We start from the raw sequence: 19,488 nt of genomic DNA on the forward strand, positions 1-19,488 counted from the left end.
GCAACCGCTGGCGGCCTTTTTTTTCGTACTGCGCCTTATTTCCGCGCGTGCAGGCTCAGCAGTACCTGGTCGAGGATCGCCGAAGCGCCCCACGGCCGCGGGCTGTTGAGGATCGCCACCACCACCCAGTTGTGGCCGCTGGCGTCGCGGCTGAAGCCGGCGAGGGCGCGCACGGTGTTGAGGGTGCCGGTCTTCACGTGCGCCTCGCCGACCAGTGCGGTGCGCCGCAGGCGTTTGCGCATGGTGCCGTCGAGGCCGGCCAGCGGCAGCGAGGAGATGTACTCCGGTGCATAGGGGCTGTGCCAGGCGGCTTGCAGCATCGCCGCCATCTCACGGGCGCTGACCCGTTCCTGGCGCGACAGTCCCGAGCCGTTCTCCATCACCAGGCGCGGCGCGGTGATGCCCTTGCGCGCCAGCCACTGCCGCACCACCCGCTGCGCGGCCTGGGCGTCGTCGCCGTCGGCGCTGTTGCGGAACTGCGCGCCGATGGAGAGGAACAACTGTCGGGCCATGGTGTTGTTACTGTATTTGTTGATGTCGCGGATGATCTCGACCAGGTCTGGCGAGAAGGCCTTGGCGATCAGCGTGGCGTTGCGCGGTACGCTGCCCTGGCGGTCCTTGCCGAGGATGCTGCCGCCCAGTTCTTGCCAGATGCCGCGCACCGCGCCGGCGGTGTAGCCGGGGTGGTCGAGCAGCGACATGTAGGTCTGCGCGCTACAGCCCTGGGGAATCTGTCCGGTGGCCAGCAGGGTGGTGCCGTCGAACTGGGTCACCGGGCTGAAGCGCAGCTTCGGCCAGGCTGGGCAGGTGGCCGGCGCGGTCATCTTCACCTGGTTGTCGATGCGTACGTTGGCCAGCGGCGGGTCCATCTGCACGTTGACCTTGTTGCCGTCGGTGCGCACCACCATGCGCACGCTCTTCAGGTTGACCAGCAGCGAGTCCGGACCGACCAGGAACGGCTTGGTGTCGTCGCCGCCGTCGTCGTTGAATACCGGCAACTGCGGGATGTTGAAGTAGCTGCGGTCGAGTACCAGGTCACCGGTGACCTTGGTCACGCCATTGGCGCGCAGGTCGCGCATCAGCAGCCAGAGCTTCTCCATGTTCAGTTTCGGATCGCCGCCGCCCTTGAGGTAGAGGTTGCCGTTGAGCACTCCGTTCTTGAGCTGGCCGTCGGTGTAGAACTCGGTCTTCCACTGGTAGGTCGGGCCGAGCATTTCCAGGGCGGCATAGGTGGTGAACAGCTTCATGGTAGAGGCCGGGTTCACCGATACGTCGGCGTTGTAGTAGGTGGGGTTGCCCGGGCCGTCGAGCGGAATCAGCACCAGCGACAGATCGTTGCCGGTCAGCTTGTTGGTCTGCAGGGCTTTCTGCACGTTGGCCGGCAGGGTGGCGTTGACCTGGGCGAGGGTGGGAAGGGCGAAAGGCAGGAGCGTGGCGAAGGCAAGAGTACGCAGCGACTTGAACATTAATGAAGAACCCTTGAAGACGGAGGGTAGAAAATGAAATGAAGATGAAAAACGAAGCGAACCTGAAAAAAGAGACGGACATCACGCGAAGAGGCCGTCTTGCTCATTATGCCGCAAGGCGGATAACGATGCGCTGGAGTTTCGCGGAGTTCGCCGTCATATCGCCGAATGGTCGGAACTGGTAGAGTGCGCCGGCAATCCGGCCGCGCCGCGCGGAGCTTGCCGGGGTTCGCCCGCGGCTCCAGCGGCGTCGGCTACTGTCTGTAATGCGAGGCTCCGCCAATGGAGCGTCAATCCAGGAGATGCCGCCATGGCTACTAATCGTTCCCGCCGCCTGCGCAAGAAATTGTGCGTCGATGAATTCCAGGAGCTGGGTTTCGAATTGAACTTCCACTACAAGGAAGGCGTGGATGCCGATGCGGTGAACGCTTTCATGTTGCGCTTCATCGATCAGGCGATCGAAGCCAACGAACTGACCTATGGCGGCTGCGACGAATTCGGTTTCGTCTGCCTGGCGCGCCGTGGCTCGGTCAATGAAGAGCAGCGGGCCCTGATCGAGGCCTGGTTGAAGCAGCAACCGGAACTGGCCAGCGTCGAGGTCGGCGCGTTGGTCGACGCCTGGTACCCGGAACAGCCTGTCCTGCCGAAGCTCTAAGCGATAGCGCCGCCATCCCGCCCGAGGATGGCGGTCGCGTCTTCCCTCCCTTTCAATCCTGCTCCGGCGCTATCTGGCCCGGCGCCCGTCGTGCTTCCCTTTGCCCTGCCAAGGCATGTCGGCGGCTTGTGGCCGTACATGCGGATAGCAATACTCCGAAACCCCTGACGAACTATTCAACTCGCTCTGGCAGATAACGAGCCGGGAAGGCGCGTATATATGCGGGTGTTTTTCATGCAGATAACCAGGCCAATTGCTTGGCAATATACGAGGTTTTGAATTCGCCGTAAGAAATAAATTAAGTTTCCGTGAGAATATTCCTTAAAGTATATGAGTTGCCATCGAGTATCTCGACAATATGGCTCCCGTCTATATCTTGCTCAGGAGAATTTTTTCTGAATTTTTATTGGCAAGGAAATCAGACAATGAGCCGTATCCTGATAGTCGACGATCATCCCGTGATTCGCATGGCCATGAAGATGTTGCTGGAAGCCGAAGGGCACCAGATCGTCGGCGATACCGATAATGGCGTGGATGCCATCAGCCTCGGGCGGGAGCTGAAGCCGGACCTGGTCATCCTCGATATCGGCATTCCCAGGCTGGACGGCCTCGAGGTCATCAGCCGCCTGATGGTGCTGGCGTTGCCCCTGAAGATCCTCGTCCTGACCGGCCAGAGCGCCTCGCTCTTCGCCCTGCGCAGCATGCAGGCGGGCGCCGCCGGGTTCGTCTGCAAGCAGGGCGGACTGGCCGAACTGGTGACGGCGGTGAATGCGGTCGCCTCGGGATACAGTTACTTTCCCAGCTCGGCCATGCGTCCTGTGCAACAGGGCGCCTATTCCGACGATGTGGAATTGCTCGGACGCCTGTCCGATCGCGAAGTATCGGTATTGCAATACCTCAGCCAGGGTTATTCGAACAAGCAGATATCCGAGCAGATGTTTATCAGCAACAAGACCGTCAGCACTTACAAGGCGCGCTTGTTGTTGAAGTTGAACGCCGGCTCGCTGGTGGATCTCATCGAGTTCGCCAAACGCAATACGCTTATCTAAGGGCCGGAACCGAATGAAGTTCCAGAAACGCAGTGCGTGCATGCTCGGCCTGCTTCTCATATTCGCCTGCATGGCGGGATATGCCGTTCCGGCGAGGGCGACGGCTGGCGAATATTCTTCCATGCTCCGGATTCCCGCTCCGGATCGTCCGGGGGACGCCGATGTGGTCGACGAAGCGCCGCTACGCCAGGCTGCCGACGGGCTGAGCTCGCCATCCCCTTCCAGCCTGGTGCTCGGCCTGCTGGTGGCCTGCCTGGTCTGCGTCGGATGCCTGGGCTGGAATACCGTCCTGCAGCTCAGGCTCAGGCGTTGGCAACGTACCGAAGCCGACCTGAGCGGCCGCCTGGCATTGAAGCAGGCGCTGGTCGACGGGATTCCCTACCCGGTGAGCATCCGCACGCTCGACGGTCGCCTGCTGGCCTGCAACCGCAATTACCTGGAAAGCCTGCGGATGACCCGAGAGCAGGCCCGCGGCACCCTGTTGACCGATTCCGACTGGGTCGAGGGCAGCAAGGCACGGCTCATGCACCAGCAGTGCCTGGCGGTGGCTCGGGGAGGAACGGCGAGCTTCACCGACATGGCGGTGCGCATCGGCGGGCAATTGCTGGAGATCCACCATTGGGTCACGCCCTACAGGGATCGCCAGGGCCGGATGCTCGGCCTGATGAACGGCTGGATCGACATCACCGAACGGGAGCGCCTGGCCCGCCAGTTGCGCGAGGCGATGCGCCAGGCGGACGAGGCGAATCGGGCGAAGAGCGTCTTCCTGGCGACCATGAGCCACGAGATCCGTACGCCGATGAATGCGGTCATCGGCATCCTCGAACTGGTCCTGCAGCGCCTGGCGCCGGAGCAGCGCGAACGCGCCTCGCTGGAGGTCGCCTACGAGGCAGCGGGGTCGCTGCAACTGCTCATCGGCGACATCCTCGACGTCGCCAAGATCGAGTCCGGTCACCTGACCCTCACGCCCGAGCGGGTTCGCCTGCGCCATGTCGTGGAGTCGGTGCGCCGCATGTTCGAAGGCCTGGCCCGGCAGAAAGGCCTCAGGCTCGTTGTGGAGCTGGACGATGCCCCGGGACGGGACGTGCTGATCGATCCCCTGCGCTTCAAGCAGGTGCTCTCCAACCTGGTGAGCAATGCGATCAAGTTCACCGAGCGGGGACAGGTGACGATCCGTCTCCAGGAAAGGAGCCTGGACGAGGGGAGGGTGATCGTCCGGGTGGACGTGGAGGATTCCGGTATCGGTATCGCTCCGGCGGACCAGGCGCGCCTGTTCCAGCCTTTCATCCAGGTGGCCAAGGGACGCACGGTGCAGGGCGGGACCGGCCTTGGGCTGGCGATCTGTCGGAAGTTGGTGGACCTCATGGGCGGCGATGTCGAGATGCACAGCGAGCCGGGCAAAGGCACCCGGGTGTCGCTCGACCTGCTCTTGCGCCAGTGCGGGCCGAAAATGCCTGAATCCGGCCAGGACCCGCTGGCAGCATCCATGGAGCCGTCTCCCCGCCTGCATATCCTCATCGCCGACGACTATCCGCCCAACCGGGTACTGCTGCGCCAGCAACTGGAGTTTCTCGGCCACCGGGTGGCGGAAGCGGAGGATGGCCAGGTGGCGCTGGAGCTCTGGGCCGACGAGCGCTTCGAGGTGCTGATCAGCGACTGCAACATGCCGCGCCTGAACGGCTATCAGCTGGCACGCAGGATACGCATCCAGGAACGGTGCGAGCGACGCGCGCCGATCCTGATCCTCGGCTATACCGCCGACGCCGAGCCGGACGAGGTACAGCGCTGCCGCGACGCGGGCATGGATGATTGCCTGTTCAAGCCGCTCGGCCTGGAGACCCTGCGCAACTACCTCGCGACCTCTTTCGGACGCGACGCCGCGCAGCCCCGGGGGCTCTATGATGCAGCCGCTCTCAGCAGCCTCGGCGGCGGCCGCCCGGAACGGCTGCGCGAACTGCTGGAGACCCTGCTAGGCAGCAACCGTCAGGACCTCCAGCGCCTTGCCATCCTCCTGCGCGAGAGCGACAGGACCCGGCTCGCCGAGCATGCCCACCGCATCAAGGGCGCCGCACGGATGATCGGGGCGCGTACCCTGCTGGAGGCCTGCGAGGCCCTGGAGGACGCCTGCCGGCGAAGTGGCGACGGGGAGTGCCTGCAGACGCCTGGCGAAAGACTCCGGCTGGCCCTGGAGGCGTTGCAGGAGGAACTCCAGGAGCAGTTGGCGGGCGCTGCGGTATGAGCCCTTCCTTTCAGGAGGGGCTCGAGCGTCCGGTCATTTCCCGGGCCATTTCCGTGGCGTAGCTGTCGGTCATGCCGGCGATGAAATCGATCACCTGGAGGAAGGCGCGGTACAGCGGCCACTGCGGGTCGGGCGCGTTGCGTCCGAGCAGGTCGAGGATGCGCCGGTTCTTGAACGACGGCGTATGCCCGCCGTATTGCTCCAGCGCGGCGCCACAGAAGGCGTTGAGGAGGATCTCCAGAGTGGTGTAGGCGCCGATCTCGTGGAGGGTCTTGCGCTTGTCCTGGAAGATCTTTTCCCGCGCGATGGCCTTGGCCCGCTGCACGCAGAGCTTGGCCGGGCCATGCATGTGTTCCACCAGGTCGCCGGCAAGCTGCCCGGCGAGCAGGGCCTGCTGCTGGTCGACGAAGGCACGGGCGGCGGCATTGGTCAGGTGCTCGATGGCCTTGCCGCGGAGGATCGCCAGTTTACGCCGGCGGGAGTCCCTGGGGCCGAGTTGGCGATAGGTGTCGGGCAGGTCGTCGCCGACCAGGCCGAGCAACAGCGCCTCGACCTCGCTGTATTCGAGCAGCTCCATTTCCAGGCCGTCTTCGAGGTCGATCAGGCCGTAGCAGATGTCGTCCGCCGCTTCCATCAGGTAGACCAGCGGATGGCGAGCCCAGCGCTCGTCGTCGAGTTGCGGCATGCCGAGCTTATGGGTGATCTGCTCGAGCAGCGGCAGTTCGCTCTGGTAGCAGCCGAACTTGTGCTTCTTGTAGCCCAGCGCTTCGGCGTGGCGCGAGGTCCAGGGGTACTTCAGGTAGGTGCCCAGGGTGGCGTAGGTCAACCGCGTGCCGCCGTCGAACTGGTGGTATTCCAGTTGGGTGAGGACCCGGAAGCCCTGGGCGTTGCCTTCGAAGTGGAGAAAGTCGGAACGCTCGGCGTCGCTCATCTCGTCCAGCCAGCCACGTCCGGCGGCTTGCTGGAACCAGTTGCGGATCGCGTCTTCGCCGGAGTGCCCGAACGGTGGGTTGCCGATGTCGTGGGCCAGGCAGGCCGACTGGACGATGACCCCGAGGTCGCTGGGGTCGCACCACTCGGGTAGTTCCTCGCGGAGAATCTCGCCGACCCGCATGCCCAGCGAGCGGCCGACGCAGGCGACTTCCAGGGAGTGGGTCAGGCGGGTGTGGATGTGATCGTTGCTGGAGACCGGATGGACCTGGGTCTTGCGTCCGAGGCGGCGAAACGCGCCGGAGAAGATGATCCGGTCATGGTCCTTGTGGAAGGCGCTGCGGCCCAGTTCATCGTTGCTGTGTACCGGCTTTCCGAGCCGTTCGCGGGTGAGCAGGGTCTGCCAGTCCATCGGGAATTCCAGGGATGCGCTGAGGCGATGCGGACACGCTAACGGTTTGCCTCGGCAAGCTCAATCGTCGCGTTGGGGAAACGGAGGGCGCCGACCGTTGCCGGTCGGCGCATCCTTCAACGGCCTTTCTGCTTGCGCAGGCCGAGCAACAGCGGGGCCAGGGCGACGCCCAGGCGCAGCAGACGCTGCCAGCGTCCGCCCTTGCCAAGCAGGACGCCCAGCAGTGCGGCTCCGCCGGCGCCCCAGAGCGCCGCATTGCCACCGCCGAACAGTTGCTGGCTGAGGTTGTGGCCCAGCCCCTGGGCCTGGCGGAAGGGTTGCACCAGCAGTTGGCTTTCGCGGCGCAATTGCTGGCGCTGCATTTCCAGGCGCAGGCGGATCACCGCCTTGCGCAATTCGCGACGCGACAGGCCGGTCGCGTTCACCGGTAGTTGGCTCATGCGCGTTTCCTTGTCATGGCAGCAGTCGCTCGCGGTCGTTGGCCAGTTCTTCCAGGGTGGCGCTGAACGGCGAGCTTTCGTCGTTGATCGACTGGTACAGGCGCCAGCCGCAGAACAGCGAGCCGATCACGTAAAACAGGCACAACCCGAGCGCCGCTGCGAGCCGGTTGGTGTCCCAGAACACGATCAGCACCAGCAGCGACAGGCCGACCAGCAGGAGCAGGGCGAATACCAGGGCCAGCCCGGCGAACAGCAGCAGGCGCAGGGTGTTGGCCTTCTGTTCCTGCAGCTCGATGCCGAACAGCTCGACGTGACCGTGCAACAGGCCGAGGAAGGCGGCGCCGAAGCGCCGCAGGGAGGGGCGGCCGTCCGCCGGGTCCTTTCCTTCGCTCATGGCTCAGCGCCGGCTGACCAACAGGCCAAGCAGGAAGCCGACGCCGGCGGCGATGCCGATGCTCTGCCAGGGGTGTTCGCCGACGTACACCTCGGTGGCGTCCACCGCGGCCTGGCTGCGTTCGCGGACGTTGTCCTTCAGCGAGTCCTTGGTGTCGCGCAAGGTATCGCGAGCGCGCTTGAGGCTGTCGTGGATCTTGCCGCGGATTTCTTCGGCCTGGTCGCCCGCCACGTCGGCGGTGCTTTGCAGGAGTTTCTCGGTATCGGCGACCAGTGCCTGGAATTCAGCCAACAGTTCATCCTTTGCAGCGTTTGCAGTGGTCTTGCGGGGCATGACGAGCTCCTCTGGTCATGGGGTGTGTTTTTTTCGAGCCGAGCGCGGGGCGGAAGGTTCAACCGGTGGGTAATTTCCGCGCGTTGCCGGTCGCTCCCGGCGTTCCTTTCATTAAAGACTGCCACAGCGTGCCTGTCGGCGCGGCTGCGGCGAGATGACGCCCATCCGGCTGCCTCGCAACGGGGCGCGAACTGGTATGGCGCTTGCAATTCCCTGGTGCGCACGTCGGCCGGAATGCCCCTTGCGAGGGCGCCAGGCGCTCCCGGAGGGTACTTCGGGATGAACGTCCAACCCAATGAAAATCAAGGAAAGTCCGGGAGCTTTCCATGCTGCCTCAGGCACCTTGCGAAACGTCTGCCGAAGAAAAGCGGCGGTTCGCACGACGACTACTGCTTCGTCATGGTGCGTTGAAGGGCGGGCGTGGGCGTTTCTGGTGCTTTCTCTCTACGCGCGAAGGCTGCCTCAATCCATGGATAACCTGAATAGTGCGGTGCAAGTCCTGATCCACGGCTCCAATACCCTGTTCATCCTGCTCGGAGCGGTGATGGTGCTGGCGATGCACGCCGGCTTCGCCTTCCTCGAGGTGGGCACCGTGCGCCTGAAGAACCAGGTCAACGCCCTGTCGAAGATTCTGTCCGACTTCGCCATCTCGGCGCTGGCCTATTTCTTCGTCGGCTACTGGATTGCCTACGGCGTGACTTTCTTCCATCCGGCGGCGGCGCTGACCGTGGACAGTGGCTATGCGCTGGTGAAGTTCTTCTTCCTGCTGACCTTCGCCGCGGCAATCCCGGCGATCATCTCCGGCGGCATCGCCGAGCGTGCCAGGTTCGGTCCGCAGTTGTGCGCCACGGCGCTGATCGTGGCCTTCGTGTACCCGTTTTTCGAAGGCTTGGTGTGGAACGGCAATTTCGGCTTGCAGGAATGGCTGAAGCTGGAGTTCGGCGCGCCCTTCCACGATTTCGCCGGCTCCGTGGTGGTGCATGCGCTGGGCGGCTGGCTGGCATTGGCGGCGGTGCTATTGCTGGGCAGCCGCAACGGCCGCTATCGCGACGGCAAGCTGGTGGCGATGGCGCCGTCGAGCATCCCGTTCCTGGCACTGGGGTCGTGGATCCTGATCATCGGCTGGTTCGGCTTCAACGTGATGAGCGCCCAGACCCTCGCTGGGGTCAGCGGGCTGGTGGCGGTCAACTCCTTGCTGGCGATGGTTGGCGGCACCATGGCGTCGCTGCTGATCGGCCGCAACGACCCGGGTTTCCTGCACAACGGTCCGCTGGCCGGGTTGGTGGCGGTGTGCGCCGGTTCCGACCTGATGCATCCGATCGGCGCGCTGGCTACCGGCCTGGTAGCGGGGGCCCTGTTCGTCTGGGCGTTCACCGCGACCCAGGTGCGCTGGAAGATCGACGACGTCCTCGGTGTCTGGCCGTTGCACGGTCTTTGCGGGGTCTGGGGCGGGATTGCCTGCGGCATCTTTGGCCAGCAGGCATTGGGTGGGCTCGGCGGGGTGAGCCTGGCCAGCCAGGCGCTCGGCAGCCTGCTGGGGGTGACGGTGGCTTTCGCCGGCGGCCTGTTGGTCTATGGGCTGATGAAGGCGCTGCTGGGCATCCGCTTGAGCCAGGAGGAGGAGTACTACGGCGCGGACCTGTCGATCCACAAGATCGGCGCGATCAGCCACGAATGAGGGGGCGGACTTCCTTGGTCCGGTGGGGTATCGGCGGATAACGCCCCAGGCGCTATCCGTCCTGCACGCTGCGAGCGAGGCATCCCGCCATGAAAGAGGCCACCCAAGGGTGGCCTCTTCGTTCCGCCGCGGGGCTCTGGGGAGGGGCGGATGGCCGTAGCGCGGCTATCCGCGGGGCCTGCCGTTACCAGAGCGGCAGCGTGTAGCTGACGATCAGGCGATTTTCGTCGTAGTCGTTGGTGTAGTTGGTGCGCATGGTCGCGTTGCGCCACTTCACCCCGAGGTTCTTCAACGGGCCGCTCTGGAACACGTAGGCGATGTCCATGTCGCGTTCCCATTCCTTGCCTTCGCCCGAGGTGGTCAGCAGGTCGATGTTGTCGCCCTTGACGTAGCGGGTCATGAAGGTCAGGCCGGGAATGCCGACGCCGGCGAAGTTGTAGTCGTAGCGCGCCTGCCAGGATTTCTCGTCCTTGTTGGCGAAGTCGCCGATCTGGATGAAGTTCACCAGGTAGGGGTCGGCGCCGTTGATGTAGGCGAAGCCGGTGTCGCCGCTCATCTTCTGGTAGCCGACGCCGAAGGCGTGGTAGCCGAGGCTGTAGGTGAACATGGCGTTGAGCGCCTTGTTGTCGACGTTGCTGGAACCGTCGTCGGTGGAGCGCGCCCAGCGGATGTCGGATTTCAGCGACTGCTTGTCGGCGATCGGCAGGGTGTGCACCAGGCCGAGGTAATGCTGCTTGTAGAAGTTGTCGAGCTTGCCGTAGTGGTAGCTGGTGCTGAGGTTGTCGGTCCACTTGTAGCTGCCGCCGGCGAAGTCGAACTTGTCCGAAGTCAGCCCGGAACGGACCACGATGTTGCGCTTGCCGCCACCGGTGATGGTCATGTCCTCGTTGTCCGAGGAGTCGCGCTGGTTGACCTTCTTCAGGCGCCCGGCGTCGAGGGTCAGGCCGTCGATCTCCATGGAGTTCAGCGCGCCGCCCTGGAAGGTCTGTGGCAGCAGGCGGCTGTCGTTGGGCATGATCACCGGCAGCTTGGGGGTCAGGGTGCCGATCTTCAGGGTGCTCTTCGACGCCCGCAGCTTGGCGGTGATCCCTGCCTCGCCATAGTCGTCCTGGGCGCGGCCGGTCTCGCGGTCGCGCTTGAGCAGGCCGGTGCCGCTGCGGTCGGGGCTGGAATCGAGCTTCACCCCGAGCAGGCCGATGGCGTCGACGCCGAAACCGATGGTGCCCTCGGTGTAACCGGACTCGTAGCGCAGGAGGAAGCCCTGGGCCCATTCCTCGGCCTTGGACTGGCTGGCGCCTTCCTGGCGGAAATCACGGTTGAAGTAGAAGTTGCGGAGTTCGATGCTGGCCTTGCTGTCCTTGATGAACTCGGCATGGGCCAGGGTTGGGACGGTAATGCTGGAACCCAGCGCGGCAAAAGCCACGGCACGGGCGATCGGGGTCATGCTCATTGTTATTGTCTCCTCGAGCGCTTGGGGCAGGCCGATGGCGGCGGCGTGACGCCACGTCGGCCTGTGACAGCCCGGTTACTTAAGCACTACAGGAAGACGGCCACTGTTAGACATTAGTCGAGGGTGGCCGCGAATTGGCACGAACCCTGTCTAGGACGGGCTTTCCCGCTATTCCAGCCAGTGCGGGAAGTAGCCCAGGGCGGCCTGGACCCGCGCATCGTGCGCCGGAATCACGCTCAGGCGCGGGTCGCTGCGGAGCAGCAGGCGGATCTTCGCCAGTTGCGCGAGGGTGCGCGCGGGATCGCGATCGACCAGGGCGCGGCCGGCGAAGAATTTCTGCCGTGGGCCTTCGACGCCTTCGAGTCGCCAACTGGTGTCGCCGCTGAAGAACAGCCGGCGCCCGCTGTCGAGGGTGACGAACAGACCGACCGAGCCGGGCGTATGGCCGGGCAGGGGGACCAGCACCAGGCGGCCGTCGCCAAACAGGTCGAGGCTTTCGTCGAAGCCCATGAACGGCTGCGGATCGAAGCTGTAAGGTCGCCAGCGCACGCCATGGCGGAATTGGCTGGGGAAGGCGGCCGGCGGGGTGGCGATGCGGCTGAAGGCGATCTCCTCGTAGGGTGCCCAGACCGGTACTTCGGGGAAGTCGACCAGGCCCGAGGCGTGATCCCAGTGTGCGTGGGACAGCAGGATGCGATCGACGCGAATACCGGCTGCGTCCAGTTGGTCGCGCGCCGGGACGACTTTCTGGTAAGCGAACAGCGGCGCTGCCCACCAAGGCATGTCGGCGCGGAACTGGGCGTCGATGTCGCGCCCCAGGCCAGTGTCGAAGAGCAGGGTGGCGGCGTGGTGCTCGATCAGCACCGCGGTATGGCTGAGCGGCACCCGGCGCACCCAGGAGCCGCCGTCGACGGTGAGCGCATCGAGGGTTTCCACTCCCGAGGTGCGCAACAGGGCGACTCGCATTTCCGCCGCCTGCACCGGCAGGACGAGGAGGGCGATCAACAACGAGGCAAGGCGATACAGGAAAGGCATCAAGATTCACCGGGAGGAAGAAAAGGGGATGGCTGGGGCTCGCCGAATGCCAGCGGCAGGCGGCCGCGCCGCCAGCGCCAGCCTGCGGGGCGCAACGCCAGCAGGCGCTCGGCGCCGGCGGGCCAGGGGATGGATGGCTGCGAACCCGGCCAGAACAGCTCGGCCTCGGCGTGCAGGTGCAGCAGGTCGCCATTGTCGAAATCGATGAACAGGAGGCCGCAGCGAGGATCCTGGAGCAGGTTGCCGAGGGTATTGAACAGGCGGTTGCCGGCATAGTCGGGCAACCACAGGCGGCCATCCGCGCCGAGCCGGAGAAAGCCCGGCGGCCCGCCCCGATGGGAGACGTCGACGCCGCCTCTGAGCGGGTCGGCATGCTGGCTGGCGATGAACAGCGTATCGCTGCACGAGACCAGCGACAGCCAGCGTGGATCGAGTCCTTCGCCCTGCAATGCGGGACTTGCGATCCTGGAGACGGGCTGATGGCTGCGCGCCTGGATGTACTTGGGACAGTTTCCGAAGGATTGCTCGACGCCGACCGTGAAACCCTTTCCGTCCCGCGCCAGGACCCGTCCATTCATGCGGTTGCGGCGGCGGGTCGGCCATTCCAGGCCGAGGATGCCGAGGCGGGTGCCAGCCTCGAGATTGGCCGCCAGCGGATCGTCCGCTTGCGGCAGGTTGTCGATGCGCAGGCGGGTCGGTTCCGGCGAACGGGCGAAGCCGGGGGGGCCCCAGAGCACCGAGGCGCTGGGGTAGCCGTCGGCGTCGAGGCTGCCCACCAGCAACAGCGATAGCAGGGCGAAGAACTCCCGGTGCTGGTCCGGCATGAAGGTGCGGATCGCGCGGCTGCCGAAGCCGGCGACCTGTTCGCGAACGCCGGCGCGTTCCTGGATCGCCAGTTCGCCGGTGTGGAAGGGACTCTGTTCCTGGCTCATGCTGCCTCCTGCCGAGCTACAGGCCGGGCATCGGGATGTAGCCGGGCAGCGCGCGGATGCGGGCGATCCAGGCGTTCAGCGCCGGGTAGTGGTCCAGCGCCAGGCCGCCTTCGGGGGCGAGGGCCAGGTAGGGGTAGAGGGCCACGTCGGCGATGCTCGGCTGTTCGCCCTGGGCCAGCCAGCGATGCTCGGCTAGGTGCCGGTCGACCAGGCGCAGCACTTCCAGGCCTCGCTGGTGGGTTTGCTCGCGATCCAGCGGCAGGTTGAAGCGAGTGATCAGCCGGGCGCTGGCCGGGCCGTTCTGCACCTCGTTGGCCGAATAGCTGAGCCAGTAGGCGATGCGGCCCTGGCTGACGGGGTCGAGCGGATACCACTCGGGGCCGGCATGGCGTCGTGCCAGATAGACGAGAATGGCGTGGGAGTCGCCCAGTTGCAGCTCGCCGTCTTCCAGCACCGGGATCTGTCCGCGGGGATTCATGCGGAGGAAGGCCTGGGTCTTGTGCTCGCGGTTGAGGAAATCGACCGGCCGCAGCGTCGCCTCGCGGCCGATGAGGGAGAGGAACAGGCGGACCTTGTAGGCGTTGCCGGAGAGATCCAGGTCATGGAGTTTCATCTGAGGGTTCCAGGCGGGTATTGGTGCCTGGATATTAGACAGACAGGTCTGTATATTTCAAGGCGCGCGTTCGCCTTTTTCCGTCGGTATTCGTCCGGGGAGCGACGCAGAGCGGTTCAAGGGGGCGGCAGGGTCGCGCATAATGGGCCGCTCAGGAGGCTTTCCATGACATCCCGCAAACGCGAGCAACTGCTCAGCACCGCCGTCGACCTGTTCTATCGCGAGGGTTACCACGCCACCGGCATCGACCGCATCCTGGCCGAATCCGGGGTGGCGAAGATGACGCTGTACAAGCACTTTCGCTCGAAGGACGAACTGATCATGGCCGCCCTGGAGGTGCGTCGGCAGCGCACCGCCGAACGCATGCTCGAAGCCGAGGCACGGTTGCAGCCGCGAGCGGCGATCCTGGCGGTGTTCGATGGTCTGCAGGAGTTCCTCCAGGACGAGGCGTTCCGTGGCTGTGCCTTCATCCATGCCGCCGCCGAGTTCCATGAGCGCTCGCATCCGATCCATCGCCAGGCGGCCGAGCAAAAGGCCTTCGTTGAAGCCTATTTCCAGCGCCAGCTGGAGCGCCTGGGCGCGCGTTCGGCGGCACTGCTTGCGCGGCAGTTGCAATACCTAATGGAGGGCGCCCTGGTGATGGCGCACATTCATGGGCCGGCGGATCAGGCTCGCGAGGCCCGGCAGGCGGCCGAAAGTCTGTTGCAGGTCGCTGGCATCTGAGCGCGGGTGCTACCATCGCCGCGAAACACTGCACAGGTCCTTTCGATGCCCCCGGAATGCCAACTCTTCGGAACCCTCGGTTGCCACCTCTGCGAAGTCGCGGAGGCGGTGCTGATGCCCTTCGTCGAACATGGCCTGCTGGTCGAACTGGTGGACATCGCCGACGACGAAGCCTGGGTCGAGCACTATGGCCTGCGGATCCCGGTGCTGCGCCGCTGCGACAATGGCGCCGAGCTGAACTGGCCGTTCGAGGCCGAGCAGGTCGCAGCCTTCCTCAGCTGCTGATGCCTATTCATTCGCGCTAAGCGCGGCACCGCTGGTAACCCCGCGCTCTATGCGCAAACCGGACTGCGTTCCGCTTCCTTCCCCCATGCCGCGCGGTGCCTGGCTTCGGCGATGCTGGCGAAGCGATGCATAGGCGTTTCTCAATGGTTTTCATAGCCTGAGTCTATTGGCTCGGCAGGCTGCGTTCGGCTAGGCCTAAGGGCGATGGATAAACCCTGAGTTCCCTTCAGGACTGACTGGAAACAGCCGGGAACCCGCGTGGCGCAGGACGCGTCGCAGGTCGTTCGGTCCGCTGTCGCGGACCGCCGGGGTGTGGGGGTCGGGACGACGAGGCTCGGCGTTTCCTCATAACGAAAGAGGACGCCTGATGAAAACGCCCGCCTGGACGCGCCATGCCCTCTGGGTCATGCCGCTCGCCTTGGGGCTGCAATCCGCCGTGGTCGCGGGGGATGAGCAGCCAAGCAAGACTTCCAGCTATTCGCCGGTGGTGATCAATGAGGACTTCGCCACCATCATGAAGCGCATGACGGCGAACAAACCGTCGATCGAACAGGCCCACAAGACGCTTCTCGAGCAGCGTTACGATCTCAGCGACAGGCCGGCCAAGGGCGCCAGCATGACGCGCGGCAAGCCGCTGCAGGAAGGGATCCGGGTGAAGCTGCCGGCCGGCACCAGCTGGGAGGAACTGGCCAGGCTGAGCCCCGAGGAAATCCGCAAGCAGGGGCTGTTCCCCGGTGGCTTCCTGCCGCTGCCGCACCCTAACCATGCCGAAGGCGGGATGGTCTTTCCCAAGTTCCTCATCGACGAGATCAAGCGCCAGGAAAGCCGCGATCTGACTCGTTTCGACCTCGACTACGACCTGCCGGACCACTTCCTGCCGGAATTCCCGGCACCGATGTTCCTTACCACCCGGCCTGACCTGGGCGATGTGTCCAAGGGCAAGCTGGTGACCATCGACAACTATTTCGAGTTGTTCAACGGGATTCTCAATCCCAAGCAGCTGGAAGGGCTGCGCCTGCTGCTAACGGCCTTTCCGCAGCAGCAGTTCAACCTCACCGACGATCGCCGTAGCGAGCATCCGAGCCGCGGCGTAGCCTGCTTCGACTGCCATGCGAACGGCCACACCAATGCCGCTACCCACCTGGCCGGCGATGTGCGCCCGCAGCCGTTCCGCCACCGCATCGACACGCCGACGCTGCGCGGGGTGAACATCCAGCGGTTGTTCGGCTCGCAGAGGGCGCTGAAGACCGTCGAGGACTTCACCGAGTTCGAGCAGCGCGCCGCCTACTTCGACGGTGATCCGGTAATCGCCACCAAGAAGGGGGTGAACGTGCTCGAGCGTGGCAGTCAGGTGCATTTCATGGGTGAGTTCCAGGCGCTGCTGGACTTCCCCCCGGCACCGAAGCTGGATGTGGAGGGGCGGCTCGATCCGGGCAAGGCCAGCGAGCAGGAATTGCGTGGCGAAAAGCTGTTCTACGGCAAGGCGGCCTGCGCCGGGTGCCATGCGCCGCCTTACTTCACCGACAACCTGATGCACAACCTGAAGGTGGAGCGCTTCTACGATCCGAAACTGGTCAATGGCGTGATGGCGTCCGCCGACGGGCCGATCAAGACCTTCCCGTTGCGCGGGATCAAGGATTCGCCGCCGTACCTGCACGACGACCGCCTGCTGACCCTGGAGGACACCGTGGAGTTCTTCAACCTGGTGCTGGAGCGCAAGCTGTCCGCGGAAGAGAAGGGCGACCTGGTGGCCTACCTGCGTACCCTGTGAGAAAGGCCGAATCGCAGGCAATAAAAAACCCGCCGTTGAGGCGGGTTTTTCGGGATATGGTCGGAGCGACTGGATTCGAACCAGCGACCTTCTCGTCCCGAACGAGACGCGCTACCAAGCTGCGCTACGCTCCGTTTTGTTGGGGCGCATTCTACAGAAAAAGTTTTGGTACACAAGGGGTTAGATGAATTTTTTTTCGAGCCCCGGTTTCCCCGGGCGAAAAAGCAAAGACCCCGTCGCTCGTTCGAGTCGACGGGGTCTTCAGGAAAACCTGTTACGCGACGGTATCAGAGTTCCTTGACGGTGCGGACCTGGTCCTTGTTCACGCGGGCGCGCTTGCCGTCGAGCTGTTCGAACTCGTAGAAGCCGGAATCCTCGTCATAGGAAGGGGTGTCTACGGCCTGGATTTCACGTCCGTCGTTGAGGGTGATCACGGTAGGGCTGGAACAACCCGCGAGGGCGCCGAGGCCTACGGCGAGGAGGAGGGCGGGTAGCATCCGCTTGATCATTGCGCAGTTCTCCTGTGCGGTCAGACTTTGAAGTTACGAGTTTCTGACAGACGAGTTCTAGGAAGAGTTCCCCCCTAAAAACGAGTGTTCCCCCCACCTTCGAGAAAATTCGACTCGACGTCCCTTCCGTTTTACTTCAGTTCGCGGTGATTAGCCAACAGCTCGGGGGTGTTCAGGTTGGCCAGCCGCGGATCGCCCGCGGCCAGCTCGATGGCCTCCGCGCCAAGCGGCAACAGGACGTGGCGTGGGCTACGGTCGCCCTGGCGCCAGGCGTGTTCTATCTCTTCGGCCAGGTGCGTCGGGATCAGGCTGAACAGCGGTTCCCACTGGCCGCCGCAGCGCAGCATCCAGGGGCGCGCCGGTGTGCGGCCGGCGGCCTGCAGCAGGGTTTCCAGCAAGGCGCGGTCGATGCGCGGCGCGTCGCAGGGCAGCACCAGCAGCCAGGGATGCCGGGCCACCGCCAGGCCGGCGCGGATGCCGGCGAGCGGGCCGGGGAAGTCTCGGCTGTCGTCGCTCACCAGGCGGTCGGCATAGGCCGCATAGCGTTCCTGGTTGCGGTTGCAGGAGACGATCAGGTCATCGGTGAGCGGGCGCACCAGGCGATGCAGGTGGGCGATCAGGGGCAGGCCCTGCCACTCGATCAGGCCCTTGTCGCGACCGCCCATGCGCTGGCCGCGGCCTCCCGCCAGGAGAAGGATGGAGCAGGGGGGCAGGGCGCTATCGGGCATCTGGGGTCTCCGTGTCGGGCCTGTGATATAACACCGCGATCACGTCCACAAGCAAGGGCCAACCCCATGAGCCACAAGGCCGAAACGGCATTCGTGCCGTTGAACATCGCCGTCCTGACCGTCAGCGATACCCGTACCCTGGAAACCGATACTTCAGGCCAGTTGTTCGTCGACCGCCTGACCGAGGCCGGGCACAACCTGGCCGCTCGCGTGCTGCTGAAGGATGACCTATACCGGATCCGCGCACAGGTCGCGACCTGGATCGCCGAGGATAGCGTGCAGGTCGTGCTGATCACCGGCGGCACCGGTTTCACCGGCCGCGACAGCACCCCGGAAGCGGTGGCCTGCCTGCTGGACAAGCAGGTGGACGGCTTCGGCGAGCTGTTCCGGCAGATTTCGCTGGCCGACATCGGTACCTCCACCATCCAGTCGCGGGCCCTGGCCGGGCTTTCCAACGGCACCCTGGTCTGCTGCCTGCCGGGCTCCACCAACGCCTGCCGCACTGCCTGGGAAGGCATCCTCGTCGAGCAACTGGACGCCCGTCATCGCCCGTGCAACTTCGTCCCGCACCTGAAACAGGCGGCGCCCTGCGAGAGCCGCGGGTGAGCGGCTGCTGCGAACAGCCGGGGCTGATGCCGGTCGAGACGGCGCTGGAACGGCTCCTCGAACTGGCCGCGCAAACGCCTATCGATACGTGTGAGCAGGTGCCCCTGGAGCAGGCTGGCGGCCGCGTGCTGGCGGTCGACCTGCTGGCCGGCCTGGACCTGCCGCCGTGGCCGAACAGCGCCATGGACGGCTACGCCTTGCGCCTCGCCGACTGGAACGGCGAGCCACTGCCGGTCAGCCAGAAGATCTTTGCCGGACAGGCGCCGAAGCCGCTGCAAGCGGATACCTGTGCGCGGATCTTCACCGGTGCGCCGCTGCCCGAAGGCGCCGATCTGGTAGAGATGCAGGAAAACGCCGAAGCGCTCGACGATGGCCGCGTGCGCTTCACCCAGCCGTTGCGCGTGGGCCAGCATGTGCGCCCGCGTGGCCAGGAAATCCGCCAGGGCGACCTGGTCCTGCCGGCCGGCACGCGCCTGCGCTCCATCGAACTGGGGTTGGCGGCTTCGCTCGGCTACGCGGCCCTGGAGGTGCGACGCAAGCCGCGGGTGGCGCTGCTGTCCACCGGCGACGAGCTGGTCGAGGCGGGCCAGCCGCTGCAGGCCGGGCAGATCTACAACAGCAACCGTCCGTTGCTCAAGGATTGGCTGCAACGCCTGGGCTGCGACGTGCTCGACGCCGGCATCCTTCCCGACGACCTGGCACGTACTCGCGAGCGCCTGGCCGGGTTGGCCGGGGTGGACCTGATCCTGTCCACCGGCGGCGTATCGGTGGGCGAGGCCGACTTCCTCGGCATGGCGCTGCGCGAAGCCGGCGAGCTGACCCTCTGGAAGCTGGCGATAAAACCCGGCAAGCCGCTGACCGTCGGCCAGTTCCAGGGCATCCCGGTGATCGGCCTGCCGGGCAATCCGGCTTCGACCCTGGTCACCTTCGCCCTGCTGGCGCGTCCCTACCTGCTGCGCCGGCTTGGCGTGGCGCAGGTCGCGCCGCTGCGGGTGGAGGTACCGGCCGGCTTTGCCTGGACCAAGGCGGGGCAGCGTCGCGAGTACCTGCGTGGTCGCCTGGAGCAGGGCCGCGCGGTGCTCTATCCGAACCAGAGTTCCGGGGTACTGCGCAGCGCTTCCTGGGCCGAGGGGCTGGTGGAGGTCCGCGAGGGACGTACCCTCGTGGAAGGCGAGGGTGTGGCGTTCATTCCGCTGAGCGAACTGCTCGACTGAGCCGACGGTGGCCGGATGGCCGCCGT

At 65.2% G+C, this 19,488-nt stretch carries 20 protein-coding genes and 1 tRNA gene; 9 read left to right on the forward strand and 12 right to left on the reverse strand.

The window, feature by feature from the left end:
* Nucleotides 1–35 precede the first annotated feature (35 nt).
* Nucleotides 36–1,466, reverse strand: a complete 1,431-nt coding sequence (dacB, locus tag ACYAF3_RS21035; protein ID WP_003160657.1) for a D-alanyl-D-alanine carboxypeptidase/D-alanyl-D-alanine endopeptidase — start codon at nucleotides 1,464–1,466, stop codon at nucleotides 36–38.
* A 310-nt stretch (nucleotides 1,467–1,776) separates the two neighbouring features.
* Between dacB and ACYAF3_RS21040 the strand changes: the two genes are divergently transcribed.
* The 3 genes from ACYAF3_RS21040 to ACYAF3_RS21050 all read left to right on the forward strand — a co-directional run bounded on the left by ACYAF3_RS21040 (nucleotide 1,777) and on the right by ACYAF3_RS21050 (nucleotide 5,409).
* The gene (locus ACYAF3_RS21040; protein WP_003091271.1) at nucleotides 1,777–2,121 is read left to right on the forward strand and encodes a YggL 50S ribosome-binding family protein; all 345 of its coding nucleotides are present in this window, start codon (nucleotides 1,777–1,779) and stop codon (nucleotides 2,119–2,121) included.
* A 425-nt stretch (nucleotides 2,122–2,546) separates the two neighbouring features.
* On the forward strand, nucleotides 2,547–3,170 hold the full coding sequence (locus tag ACYAF3_RS21045; RefSeq protein ID WP_003091268.1) for a response regulator transcription factor: 624 nt from the start codon (nucleotides 2,547–2,549) through the stop codon (nucleotides 3,168–3,170).
* Between the two features lie 13 nt (nucleotides 3,171–3,183).
* A complete protein-coding gene (locus ACYAF3_RS21050; RefSeq protein ID WP_031756485.1) occupies nucleotides 3,184–5,409 on the forward strand; it encodes an ATP-binding protein in 2,226 nt (741 codons plus the stop codon).
* Between the two features lie 10 nt (nucleotides 5,410–5,419).
* On the opposite strand, the gene ACYAF3_RS21055 is transcribed toward ACYAF3_RS21050, so the two are convergent.
* From ACYAF3_RS21055 to ACYAF3_RS21070, 4 genes are all read right to left on the reverse strand, one after another.
* Nucleotides 5,420–6,751 (reverse strand): deoxyguanosinetriphosphate triphosphohydrolase, encoded by a 1,332-nt coding sequence (locus tag ACYAF3_RS21055; RefSeq protein WP_003091265.1) that lies wholly within the window; start codon nucleotides 6,749–6,751, stop codon nucleotides 5,420–5,422.
* 116 nt (nucleotides 6,752–6,867) lie between these two features.
* Entirely contained in the window at nucleotides 6,868–7,191 is a 324-nt protein-coding gene (locus tag ACYAF3_RS21060) for a hypothetical protein (RefSeq protein ID WP_003103249.1), read from the reverse strand.
* Nucleotides 7,192–7,204: 13 nt separating this feature from the next.
* Nucleotides 7,205–7,585, reverse strand: coding sequence for a phage holin family protein (locus ACYAF3_RS21065; protein WP_003091263.1), 381 nt, complete (start codon nucleotides 7,583–7,585; stop codon nucleotides 7,205–7,207).
* Between the two features lie 3 nt (nucleotides 7,586–7,588).
* The gene (locus ACYAF3_RS21070) at nucleotides 7,589–7,918 is read right to left on the reverse strand and encodes an ElaB/YgaM/YqjD family protein (protein ID WP_003091262.1); all 330 of its coding nucleotides are present in this window, start codon (nucleotides 7,916–7,918) and stop codon (nucleotides 7,589–7,591) included.
* A 469-nt stretch (nucleotides 7,919–8,387) separates the two neighbouring features.
* Between ACYAF3_RS21070 and ACYAF3_RS21075 the strand changes: the two genes are divergently transcribed.
* Nucleotides 8,388–9,596 (forward strand): ammonium transporter, encoded by a 1,209-nt coding sequence (locus ACYAF3_RS21075; protein WP_003091258.1) that lies wholly within the window; start codon nucleotides 8,388–8,390, stop codon nucleotides 9,594–9,596.
* A gap of 184 nt (nucleotides 9,597–9,780) precedes the next feature.
* On the opposite strand, the gene opdQ is transcribed toward ACYAF3_RS21075, so the two are convergent.
* From opdQ to ACYAF3_RS21095, 4 genes are all read right to left on the reverse strand, one after another.
* Nucleotides 9,781–11,046, reverse strand: coding sequence for a porin OpdQ (gene opdQ / locus ACYAF3_RS21080; RefSeq protein WP_003091257.1), 1,266 nt, complete (start codon nucleotides 11,044–11,046; stop codon nucleotides 9,781–9,783).
* Between the two features lie 168 nt (nucleotides 11,047–11,214).
* Entirely contained in the window at nucleotides 11,215–12,081 is an 867-nt protein-coding gene (locus ACYAF3_RS21085) for an MBL fold metallo-hydrolase (RefSeq protein WP_003109616.1), read from the reverse strand.
* Nucleotides 12,081–13,013, reverse strand: a complete 933-nt coding sequence (locus tag ACYAF3_RS21090) for a pyridoxamine 5'-phosphate oxidase family protein (protein ID WP_031756487.1) — start codon at nucleotides 13,011–13,013, stop codon at nucleotides 12,081–12,083. The genes ACYAF3_RS21085 and ACYAF3_RS21090 overlap by 1 nt, the downstream gene beginning before the upstream one ends.
* A gap of 16 nt (nucleotides 13,014–13,029) precedes the next feature.
* Entirely contained in the window at nucleotides 13,030–13,626 is a 597-nt protein-coding gene (locus tag ACYAF3_RS21095) for a glutathione S-transferase family protein (RefSeq protein ID WP_003116471.1), read from the reverse strand.
* A gap of 165 nt (nucleotides 13,627–13,791) precedes the next feature.
* Between ACYAF3_RS21095 and ACYAF3_RS21100 the strand changes: the two genes are divergently transcribed.
* From ACYAF3_RS21100 to ACYAF3_RS21110, 3 genes are all read left to right on the forward strand, one after another.
* Nucleotides 13,792–14,349: a TetR/AcrR family transcriptional regulator gene (locus ACYAF3_RS21100; RefSeq protein WP_003103255.1), complete on the forward strand. Its 558-nt coding sequence runs from the start codon at nucleotides 13,792–13,794 to the stop codon at nucleotides 14,347–14,349.
* Between the two features lie 45 nt (nucleotides 14,350–14,394).
* A complete protein-coding gene (locus ACYAF3_RS21105; protein WP_003113967.1) occupies nucleotides 14,395–14,634 on the forward strand; it encodes a glutaredoxin family protein in 240 nt (79 codons plus the stop codon).
* 367 nt (nucleotides 14,635–15,001) lie between these two features.
* Complete coding sequence (locus ACYAF3_RS21110) at nucleotides 15,002–16,405, forward strand: cytochrome C Snr1 (RefSeq protein WP_003103259.1); 1,404 nt, start codon at nucleotides 15,002–15,004, stop codon at nucleotides 16,403–16,405.
* Nucleotides 16,406–16,462: 57 nt separating this feature from the next.
* Here ACYAF3_RS21110 and ACYAF3_RS21115 read toward each other — a convergent pair.
* The 3 genes from ACYAF3_RS21115 to mobA form a co-directional block, all read right to left on the reverse strand.
* Nucleotides 16,463–16,539: transfer RNA gene (locus ACYAF3_RS21115), tRNA-Pro, on the reverse strand.
* Between the two features lie 153 nt (nucleotides 16,540–16,692).
* A complete protein-coding gene (locus tag ACYAF3_RS21120) occupies nucleotides 16,693–16,914 on the reverse strand; it encodes a YgdI/YgdR family lipoprotein (RefSeq protein ID WP_003091247.1) in 222 nt (73 codons plus the stop codon).
* A gap of 131 nt (nucleotides 16,915–17,045) precedes the next feature.
* Nucleotides 17,046–17,642, reverse strand: a complete 597-nt coding sequence (gene mobA, locus ACYAF3_RS21125; RefSeq protein WP_003109495.1) for a molybdenum cofactor guanylyltransferase MobA — start codon at nucleotides 17,640–17,642, stop codon at nucleotides 17,046–17,048.
* A 66-nt stretch (nucleotides 17,643–17,708) separates the two neighbouring features.
* On the opposite strand from mobA, the gene moaB reads away from it, so the two are divergent.
* Both moaB and ACYAF3_RS21135 read left to right on the forward strand, forming a co-directional pair.
* Complete coding sequence (moaB, locus tag ACYAF3_RS21130) at nucleotides 17,709–18,248, forward strand: molybdenum cofactor biosynthesis protein B (protein WP_003091240.1); 540 nt, start codon at nucleotides 17,709–17,711, stop codon at nucleotides 18,246–18,248.
* Entirely contained in the window at nucleotides 18,245–19,462 is a 1,218-nt protein-coding gene (locus tag ACYAF3_RS21135) for a molybdopterin molybdotransferase MoeA (RefSeq protein WP_003116473.1), read from the forward strand. The genes moaB and ACYAF3_RS21135 overlap by 4 nt, the downstream gene beginning before the upstream one ends.
* The last annotated feature ends 26 nt before the right edge of the window (nucleotides 19,463–19,488 follow it).

Source organism: Pseudomonas sp. TZ252 (assembly GCF_056110345.1).

Excerpts from the sequence above, each read along its gene's own strand:
- dacB (WP_003160657.1), bottom strand. The coding sequence starts at position 1,466 with ATGTTCAAGTCGCTGCGTACTCTTGCCTTCGCCACGCTCCTGCCTTTC.
- ACYAF3_RS21040 (WP_003091271.1), top strand. The coding sequence starts at position 1,777 with ATGGCTACTAATCGTTCCCGCCGCCTGCGCAAGAAATTGTGCGTCGAT.
- ACYAF3_RS21045 (WP_003091268.1), top strand. The coding sequence starts at position 2,547 with ATGAGCCGTATCCTGATAGTCGACGATCATCCCGTGATTCGCATGGCC.
- ACYAF3_RS21050 (WP_031756485.1), top strand. The coding sequence starts at position 3,184 with ATGAAGTTCCAGAAACGCAGTGCGTGCATGCTCGGCCTGCTTCTCATA.
- ACYAF3_RS21055 (WP_003091265.1), bottom strand. The coding sequence starts at position 6,751 with ATGGACTGGCAGACCCTGCTCACCCGCGAACGGCTCGGAAAGCCGGTA.
- ACYAF3_RS21060 (WP_003103249.1), bottom strand. The coding sequence starts at position 7,191 with ATGAGCCAACTACCGGTGAACGCGACCGGCCTGTCGCGTCGCGAATTG.
- ACYAF3_RS21065 (WP_003091263.1), bottom strand. The coding sequence starts at position 7,585 with ATGAGCGAAGGAAAGGACCCGGCGGACGGCCGCCCCTCCCTGCGGCGC.
- ACYAF3_RS21070 (WP_003091262.1), bottom strand. The coding sequence starts at position 7,918 with ATGCCCCGCAAGACCACTGCAAACGCTGCAAAGGATGAACTGTTGGCT.
- ACYAF3_RS21075 (WP_003091258.1), top strand. The coding sequence starts at position 8,388 with ATGGATAACCTGAATAGTGCGGTGCAAGTCCTGATCCACGGCTCCAAT.
- opdQ (WP_003091257.1), bottom strand. The coding sequence starts at position 11,046 with ATGAGCATGACCCCGATCGCCCGTGCCGTGGCTTTTGCCGCGCTGGGT.
- ACYAF3_RS21085 (WP_003109616.1), bottom strand. The coding sequence starts at position 12,081 with ATGCCTTTCCTGTATCGCCTTGCCTCGTTGTTGATCGCCCTCCTCGTC.
- ACYAF3_RS21090 (WP_031756487.1), bottom strand. The coding sequence starts at position 13,013 with ATGAGCCAGGAACAGAGTCCCTTCCACACCGGCGAACTGGCGATCCAG.
- ACYAF3_RS21095 (WP_003116471.1), bottom strand. The coding sequence starts at position 13,626 with ATGAAACTCCATGACCTGGATCTCTCCGGCAACGCCTACAAGGTCCGC.
- ACYAF3_RS21100 (WP_003103255.1), top strand. The coding sequence starts at position 13,792 with ATGACATCCCGCAAACGCGAGCAACTGCTCAGCACCGCCGTCGACCTG.
- ACYAF3_RS21105 (WP_003113967.1), top strand. The coding sequence starts at position 14,395 with ATGCCCCCGGAATGCCAACTCTTCGGAACCCTCGGTTGCCACCTCTGC.
- ACYAF3_RS21110 (WP_003103259.1), top strand. The coding sequence starts at position 15,002 with ATGAAAACGCCCGCCTGGACGCGCCATGCCCTCTGGGTCATGCCGCTC.
- ACYAF3_RS21120 (WP_003091247.1), bottom strand. The coding sequence starts at position 16,914 with ATGATCAAGCGGATGCTACCCGCCCTCCTCCTCGCCGTAGGCCTCGGC.
- mobA (WP_003109495.1), bottom strand. The coding sequence starts at position 17,642 with ATGCCCGATAGCGCCCTGCCCCCCTGCTCCATCCTTCTCCTGGCGGGA.
- moaB (WP_003091240.1), top strand. The coding sequence starts at position 17,709 with ATGAGCCACAAGGCCGAAACGGCATTCGTGCCGTTGAACATCGCCGTC.